Origin of the sequence: Pseudomonas sp. FW305-28, from assembly GCF_017351395.1 — a bacterium.
Lineage (GTDB): Bacteria > Pseudomonadota > Gammaproteobacteria > Pseudomonadales > Pseudomonadaceae > Aquipseudomonas > Aquipseudomonas fluorescens_AA.
Genome location: NZ_JACNDD010000030.1, coordinates 42458 through 50880 on the forward strand (window position 1 = coordinate 42458; position 8423 = coordinate 50880).

Sequence of the window (8423 nt, forward strand, 5' to 3'; positions counted from 1 at the left end):
GGAGGGGCAGTGCAGTGGGCGTGCCAGTGTGGCGGGAACGGTCGTAATAGGTGAAATCGTGTCGTATCGGGGATGTTCGCTACCGGATGGCCTGGTTTTGTGCCCCAGTTCGGAGCGTCGGCGCCTGTCCGGGCCTCATCGCGAGCAAGCTCGCTCCCACAGGGTGGACACAGATTCTGTATTCACAACAGATCAAAATGTGGGAGCGAGCGTGCTCGCGATAGGGCCAGCCCAGCCAACCAACCCGTCATTTTTTACACTTTCTTTATCCCCCATGCCCTCTCTCGATCTCGTTCCTTTACAGCCTCCCTGCCGACAATCACTCCACACACGGCACGACGCCGTATCACGGAGAAATCCCATGAGTGTTCTGGACGGGGTGTCGCTGCTGCTGGCAGTGGCGCTGTTCATCTATCTGCTGGTTGCGCTGTTGCGCGCCGATCGGAACTAGGAGCGGCTATGCACGGTTATGACTACGGGCTGATCCTCGCCTTTTTCGCCCTGGTGCTGATTCCGGCACCGTTTCTGGGGCGTTTTTACTACCGGGTGATGGAAGGCCAGCGCACCTGGCTTTCCCCGATCCTCGGCCCGGTGGAGCGCGGTTGCTATCGCCTGGCCGGTGTCGATTCCAAGGCTGAGCAAAGCTGGCAGAAATACACCCTGGCCATGCTCGCGTTCAACCTGGCGGGTTTTGTGTTGCTGTTTGCGGTTCTGCTGCTGCAGGGCCATCTGCCCCTCAATACCGAGCAACTGCCCGGCATGGAGTGGACCCAGGCCTTCAACACGGCCGTGAGTTTCATGACCAACACCAACTGGCAGTCCTACAGCGGCGAAGCGTCCCTGAGCTACCTGAGCCAGATGGTCGGCCTGACCGTGCAGAACTTCGTCAGCGCCGCCACCGGCCTGGCCGTGCTGGTGGCGCTGTGTCGCGGAGTCGGGCGCAAGTCCGCCACGACGCTGGGTAACTTCTGGGTCGACATGACTCGCGCCACCCTTTACGGGCTGTTGCCGCTGTGCCTGCTGCTGGCGTTGTTCCTGGTCTGGCAGGGTGTGCCGCAGACCTTCGCGCACTATGTGCACGGGGTCACGATGCAGGGCGCCGACCAAGTCATCCCGCTGGGGCCGGCCGCCAGCCAGATCGCGATCAAGCAATTGGGTACCAACGGCGGCGGTTTCTTCGGCGTCAACTCGGCCCACCCGTTCGAAAACCCGACGGCCTGGAGCAATCTGTTTGAGCTCGCGTCGATCATCCTGATTCCCGCCGCGCTGGTGTTCACCTTCGGTCATTACGTCAAGGACCTGCGTCAGAGCCGCGCGATCATTGCCTGCATGCTGGCGCTGTTCCTGATCGGTGGCGCGACATCGCTGTGGGCCGAATACCAGCCCAACCCGGCCCTGAACAATCCTGCCGTCGAACAGACCGCGCCGCTGGAAGGCAAGGAGACGCGCTTCGGCACCACCGCCACGGTGCTGTGGTCGGTGACGACCACGGCAGCGTCCAACGGCTCGGTCAACGCCATGCATGACAGTCTCAACCCGCTCAGTGGCATGGTGGCGCTGGTGAACATGATGGTCGGCGAGGTGATCTTCGGCGGCGTCGGGGCCGGGCTCTACGGGATGCTGTTGAACGTGTTGATCGCGGTGTTCCTGGCCGGCTTGATGATCGGTCGCACCCCGGAATACCTGGGCAAGAAGCTGGGCGCCCGAGAGGTGCAACTGTTGGTGGCGACCCTGCTGGTGATGCCCGTCAGCGTGCTGGTGCTGGGTGCCGTCGCCGCGAGCCTGCCCGGGCCTGCCGCAGCGGTGAGCAACCCGGGTGCCCACGGTTTCAGCCAGTTGTTGTACGCCTACACCTCGGCGGGAGCGAACAACGGTTCGGCATTCGGCGGGTTCGGCGCCAATACACCCTTTCATAACCTGATGCTGGGCCTGGGCATGTTGATCGGCCGGTTCGGCTACATCCTGCCGGTGCTGGCATTGGCTGGCAGCCTGGCCTTGAAGAAGAGCGCGCCGATTGGCCAGAACAGCTTTCCCACCCACGGCCCGCTGTTCGTGACCTTGTTGACCGTGACCATCCTGCTGGTGGGCGGCTTGACCTTCCTGCCGACCCTGGCGCTGGGGCCGATTGCCGAACACCTGAGCATGGGCTTCTGAGGACCTGATGATGAATATGCCGATGAGCAAAGCCGTCGCCGCCAAGGCGCCGGAACAACCGAAGACCCACCTGTCGGCCCTCTGGCGGCCAGCGTTGGTGCAAGCCTTCGTCAAGCTCGATCCTCGCCAGTTGCACCGGGCCCCGGTGATGCTGGTGGTGGAACTGACCGCGATCCTCACCACTGTGTTGTGCTTCATTCCCGACACTACGGTGCCGACGTTCGTCGCCGCGCAGATTGCACTGTGGCTGTGGTTCACCGTGCTGTTCGCCAACTTCGCCGAAGCCTTGGCCGAAGGGCGCGGCAAGGCCCGGGCCGACAGCCTCAAGGCCGGCAGCGAAGGCCTCAATGCACGTCGCCAGACTGCCAGCGGGTTTGAAACAGTCCCCGCCACTCGTCTGCGCAAAGGCGATGTGGTGCGCGTCGAGGCCGGCGACATGATCCCCGGCGACGGTGAGGTGATTGACGGCATCGCCGCGGTCAACGAGGCGGCGATCACTGGCGAATCGGCGCCGGTCATCCGCGAGTCCGGCGGCGATCGCTCGGCTGTCACCGGCAATACGCGGCTGGTCTCTGACTGGCTGCTGATACGCATCACCAGCAATCCCGGCGAGTCCACCCTGGACCGCATGATCGCTTTGGTGGAAGGCGCCAAGCGCCAGAAAACGCCGAACGAGGTGGCGCTGGATATCCTGCTGATCGGTCTGACGCTGATCTTCCTGTTGGTGGTGGTGACGCTGCAACCGTTCGCCCATTTCGCCAACGCCAGCCTGCCGCTGGTGTTTCTGGTGGCGCTGCTGGTCACCTTGATTCCCACCACCATCGGCGGGCTGCTGTCGGCCATCGGCATCGCCGGGATGGATCGGTTGGTGCGCCTGAACGTGATCGCCAAATCCGGCCGTGCGGTCGAGGCGGCGGGAGACGTGCATGTGCTGATGCTGGACAAGACCGGCACCATCACCTTTGGCAATCGGCGTTGTACCGCGGTCTATGCCGCCCCCGGCGTGAGTGCCAAGGAACTGGCCGAAGGCGCGCTGTTCGCCTCGTTGGCTGACGACACGGCCGAGGGCAAGTCCATCGTCGAGTACCTGCGAGGTTTGCACCCACAGCCCGAGCCGGGCGTCGACGCACTGACGGCCGTGCCGTTCAGTGCCGAAACCCGTCTGTCCGGGGTCGACTATCAGGGGCGCATCTACCGTAAGGGTGCCGTGGATTCCTTGCTGGATTTCATCGGTCTTGCACGCAATGAATTGCCGTCGGCCCTGGCGCGGGAGGTCGACAAGATCGCCCAGAGCGGCGGTACGCCGTTGCTGGTGTGCGTGGACGGCAAGCTGCTCGGCGCTATCCATCTCAAGGACGTGGTCAAGCCCGGCATACGTGAGCGGTTTGCCGAGCTGCGCAAGCTGGGGATTCGCACGGTGATGGTCACCGGTGACAACCCGCTGACTGCCGCCGCGATTGCCGCCGAGGCCGGTGTCGACGACGTGTTGGCGGAGGCCACGCCGGAGAAAAAGCTGGCACGTATCCGTCACGAGCAAAATGACGGTCGGCTGGTGGCCATGTGCGGCGACGGCGCGAACGACGCCCCGGCCCTGGCCCAGGCTGATGTCGGCATGGCGATGAACGACGGCACCCAGGCCGCGCGGGAAGCGGCCAACATGGTCGACCTCGACAGCGACCCGACCAAATTGCTGGACGTCGTGCAGATCGGCAAGGAGCTGTTGGTGACCCGTGGGGCGCTGACCACCTTTTCCATCGCCAACGACATCGCCAAGTATTTCGCCATCCTGCCGGCACTGTTCGCGTCGATTTATCCACAGCTCGGCGTGCTGAACGTGATGCACCTGAACAGCCCGCAGAGCGCGATTTTGTCGGCCATTGTCTTCAACGCCTTGATCATCGTCGTGCTCATCCCTCTGGCCCTGCGCGGCGTGCGCGTGCAAGCGGCAAGCGCGGCGGCGCTGTTGCGGCGCAATCTGTTGATCTATGGCCTGGGCGGGATCGTGGTGCCGTTCGTGGGGATCAAGGCGATCGATATGTTGCTGACGGCATTGCACCTGGTTTGAGCCTGATGTTCGGTGCACAGATTTTTTGTGCCAGGAGAGGTTTTGTGGCGAGGGAGCTTGCTCCCGCTGGGTTGCGAAGCAACCCCCAGGAAATTGACTCCAACCAGCCTGACACACAGCTGGGGCTGGTTTTGGGTCTGCCTCGCAGCCCAGCGGGAGCAAGCTCCCTCGCCACGATGAATTTTTTGATTCGAGGATTTTGAAATGTCCACTCTGATTCGCCCGGCCTTGAGCCTGTTATTGTTGATGAGCCTGATCACCGGTGTCGCCTACCCACTGGTGGTCACCGGCGTGGCGCAAGTCGCCTTTCCCGCCCAAGCCAACGGCAGCCTGATCGTCGATGCCGCCGGCAAGGTCCGTGGCTCAATGCTGATCGCCCAGGACTTCACCGGCGATGCCTGGTTTCATCCACGGCCATCGGCCGGTGCCTTCGCCACGGTCGCCAGCGGCGCCAGTAATTTCTCCCCGAGCAATCCGGCCCTGGCCACACGGGTGATCGATGACGCCCGCAAACTTCAGGTGCCGGGTCAGGGGCCGGTGCCGCTGGCATTGCTGACCACCTCCGGCAGCGGGCTGGATCCGCACTTGCCTCCGGCGGCAATTGCCTATCAACTGGCGCGTGTCGCCGCCGCGCGCAACCTGCCGGCCTCGACCTTGCAGCAATTGCTCGACGACAACATCGAGCAACCCCTGGTGGGCCCACCGGTGGTGAATGTGCTGGCGCTGAACCTGGCCCTGGAAAAACTGTAGAACCTGTGGGAGTAGCGCCTGTGGGAGCAAAGCTTGCTCGCGATGAACGATAACGCGGTCCATCCGTTGAACTGTGTCGTCTTGATCGCGAGCAAGCTTTGCTCCCACAGGTCCAGTGCCCATATGCTTTGCTCCCACAGGTCCGGCTCCCACAGGGTGTTTGATCAATATTTGAAAGAGATTTCCACGCCATGAGCGACTCCGGCCGCGCCGACGCACTGTTAGCCAATCTGCCCCGTAACGGCCGTGGTCGGCTCAAGGTCTTCCTGGGCGCGGCCCCCGGTGTCGGCAAGACCTACGCCATGCTGCAAGCGGCTCACACCCAACTGCGCCAAGGCGTGACGGTCATCGCCGGGGTGGTGGAAACTCACGGTCGTGCCGAAACCGAAGCGCTGCTCGGCGGCCTGGCGCAGCAGCCGTTGGTGCGCTCGGAGTATCGTGGCGTGATGCTCGAGGAAATGGATCTCGATGGCTTGCTCGTCGCTCGGCCGCGCCTGGTCCTGGTGGACGAACTGGCCCACAGCAACGCCCCCGGCAGCCGCCATGCCAAGCGCTGGCAGGACATTCAGGAACTGCTCGCGGCGGGCATCGACGTCTACACCACGGTCAATGTCCAGCATCTGGAAAGCCTCAACGACCAAGTACGCGGCATCACCGGCGTGCAGGTGCGCGAGACGTTGCCGGACTGGGTCCTGCAGGAAGCCGATGAACTGCTGCTGATCGACCTGCCACCCCGTGAGCTGCTGGAGCGTCTGCGCGATGGCAAGGTCTACGTGCCGGAACAGGCCCGGGCGGCGATCGATGCGTTTTTCTCCCAGACCAACCTGACCGCGTTGCGTGAGCTGGCGATGCAGACCGCCGCCGCCCAGGTCGACAATGACCTGGCCCTGGGCTATCGACAACTGGGCCAGGCCGCGCCGGCAGTGCGCGGACGCTTGCTGGTGGGGGTGGACGGTGATGTGCAGGCTGAACGCCTGGTGCGTCATGCCAGCCGCGTCGCCCAGCGTCGGCATCTGCCGTGGAGCCTGGTGCACGTGGACAACGGCAGCGCCCGTGACGAGGCCTCGCGCCAGCGCCTGCAGAATGCCCAGCAACTGGCTGAACGCCTCGGCGGCGAAGTGGTGCTGCTGCGGGCCGGTGAAGTGGCCAGGACGCTGATCCAGCACGCCAGCGAACGTCGCGCCACGCTGGTGCTGGTGGGCCAGTCCCGGCCGCGCCTGCGCCGACGGCTGTTTGGCGGCGGCCTCGCTTCGCGCCTGCTGCGCGGTGCCCGGGGCCTGGAAATCAACGTGCTGGACAGCGATGAGCAACCGCGTCCCGCCCGCGTGCACTCAGGCGCCGTCCAGACCAGGTTCGACTATGTACTGGCGTTGCTGGCGACCGTGGTGGCCAGCGCATTGGCCTGGGGAATCTCGGGATTGCTGGCGTTGCCCAATATCTCCCTGGTGTTTCTGATGGCGGTGTTGCTGGTGGCCGTACGCAGCAGCCTCGGCCCGGCGCTGGCCTGTGCGGCGCTGTCGTTCCTGGCCTATGATTTCCTGTTCATCCCGCCGAATTTTTCCCTGACCATACAGCGCGAAGAAGACGTGCTGACGCTGGTGTTTTTCCTGCTCATGGCGGCCCTGACCGGCAACCTGGCCGCTCGCCAGCGCCGCCAGTTGCAAGCCCTGCGCGACACCCAACAGGAAACCGGCGAGCTGCTGGACCTGTCCCGCAAACTCACTGCCGCCACCGACCGCCAGGCCGTGATCAGCGCCGCCGCGCAGCACCTCAACGGTTGGCACGACTTGCAGCTATGCCTGCTCGACCGCGACAGCCAGGGCGGTTGGAAGGTCGAAAGCGGTGAGCCGTTGACCCTCACCGAGGCCGAGCGCGCGGCGGCCGACTGGTCCTGGCAGCACGATCAGTCGGCCGGCGCCGGCACCGGGACACTGCCCTCCGGGCGTTGGTGGTGGTGGCCGTTGTCGGCGGAAGGCGGGCCGCTGGCCTTGCTGGGCGTCTGCCCGAAAGAAGGCCAACCCCTGAGTGGTCAGCGTCGCCGTTTGCTGGCGGCCCTCAGTCAGCCATTGGCCCAGGCGCTGGCTCGGGCGCAACTGGCCCAGGACCTGGAAGCGGCGCGTCTGCATGGCGAAACCGAGCAACTGCGCAGCGCTTTGCTGGCTTCCGTGTCCCACGATCTGCGCACACCGCTGACCGCCATGCGCGGCAGCATCGACAGCCTGTTGGCGCTGGGGGAGGCGATCCCGCTGGCCGATCGTCGCGAGCTGCTCGAAGGCACCCGCGATGAAGCCGAGCGGTTGGATCGCTACATCCAGAACTTGCTGGACATGACTCGTCTGGGCCACGGCGCCCTGAAACTGGCGCGGGACTGGGTGGCGCCGGCCGACATCGTTGGCAGTGCGCTGAATCGCCTGCGAGCGGTGTTGGCGCCCCTGGCGCTCACGGTCGAGGTGCCCGCTGAATTGCCCTTGCTGTATGTGCATGCAGCGTTGATCGAGCAGGCCCTGGTGAACGTGCTGGAGAACGCGGCGCGGTTCTCGCCAGCCCAAGGACGCCTGCTGCTGTGTGCCGGGGCGACCGCCAATGAGGTGTTTTTTGCCGTGGCCGATGAAGGCCCCGGGATTCCTGAAGAGGAGCGGGAGAAAATCTTCGATATGTTCTACACCGCCGCGCGCGGTGATCGGGGCGGGCAGGGCACAGGGTTGGGATTGGCGATCTGCCAGGGCATGGTCGGTGCCCACGGCGGGCGAATCAGCGTGGCCGATGGCCTTGACGGACGCGGCACCTGCATCACGTTGCACTTGCCGTTGCAGGCGCAACCGGGCATGGACGATGAAGCTTGAGCCTGGCTGAGATACTCTCTTGTCACTTGCGTGCCTTTCCACTGGATTGCAACGAACGAACCCCATGAGCCAGACCGCGACCCTTTTGGTCATCGATGACGAACCGCAGATCCGCAAATTCTTGCGCATCAGCTTGAGCTCCCAGGGCTACAAGGTGCTGGAAGCCGGCACCGGCGCCGAAGGGCTGGCCCAAGCGGCGCTGAACAAGCCCGATCTGCTGGTGCTCGACCTGGGCCTGCCGGACATGGACGGCCAACAGGTGTTGCGCGAGTTTCGCCAATGGTCGACGGTGCCGGTGCTCGTGCTCTCGGTGCGGGCCAGCGAAGCGCAGAAAGTCGAGGCGTTGGACAACGGTGCCAACGATTACGTGACCAAGCCGTTCGGCATCCAGGAATTCCTTGCCCGCATCCGCGCCTTGTTGCGCCAGGCCCCGGCCGGCGAGCCACAGGAGGCCGCGCTGAAGTTCGGCCCGCTGACGGTGGACCTGGCCTATCGACGGGTGCTGTTGGACGGCACCGAAGTGGCCCTGACCCGTAAGGAATACGCCGTCCTGGCGCAACTGGCGCGGCACCCGGGGCGGGTCATCACCCAGCAACAATTGCTCAAGGACA

At 64.5% G+C, this 8423-nt stretch carries 6 protein-coding genes; all 6 read left to right on the plus strand.

All coding sequences use genetic code 11. The features are described 5' to 3' along the window. The first annotated feature begins 361 nt into the window (after positions 1–361). On the plus strand, positions 362–451 hold the full coding sequence (gene kdpF, locus J4E53_RS09785) for a K(+)-transporting ATPase subunit F (RefSeq protein ID WP_003218754.1): 90 nt from the start codon (positions 362–364) through the stop codon (positions 449–451). A gap of 8 nt (positions 452–459) precedes the next feature. Then, the gene (kdpA, locus tag J4E53_RS09790) at positions 460–2154 is read left to right on the plus strand and encodes a potassium-transporting ATPase subunit KdpA (protein ID WP_103308847.1); all 1695 of its coding nucleotides are present in this window, start codon (positions 460–462) and stop codon (positions 2152–2154) included. A 10-nt stretch (positions 2155–2164) separates the two neighbouring features. Then, entirely contained in the window at positions 2165–4219 is a 2055-nt protein-coding gene (gene kdpB, locus J4E53_RS09795; RefSeq protein WP_103308848.1) for a potassium-transporting ATPase subunit KdpB, read from the plus strand. Between the two features lie 204 nt (positions 4220–4423). After that, on the plus strand, positions 4424–4969 hold the full coding sequence (gene kdpC / locus J4E53_RS09800; protein WP_060738566.1) for a potassium-transporting ATPase subunit KdpC: 546 nt from the start codon (positions 4424–4426) through the stop codon (positions 4967–4969). A 191-nt stretch (positions 4970–5160) separates the two neighbouring features. After that, on the plus strand, positions 5161–7812 hold the full coding sequence (locus tag J4E53_RS09805; protein WP_103308849.1) for a sensor histidine kinase KdpD: 2652 nt from the start codon (positions 5161–5163) through the stop codon (positions 7810–7812). Positions 7813–7876: 64 nt separating this feature from the next. Continuing rightward, the coding region (locus J4E53_RS09810) for a response regulator transcription factor (protein WP_207268131.1) at positions 7877–8423 on the plus strand (547 nt) is incomplete at its 3' end.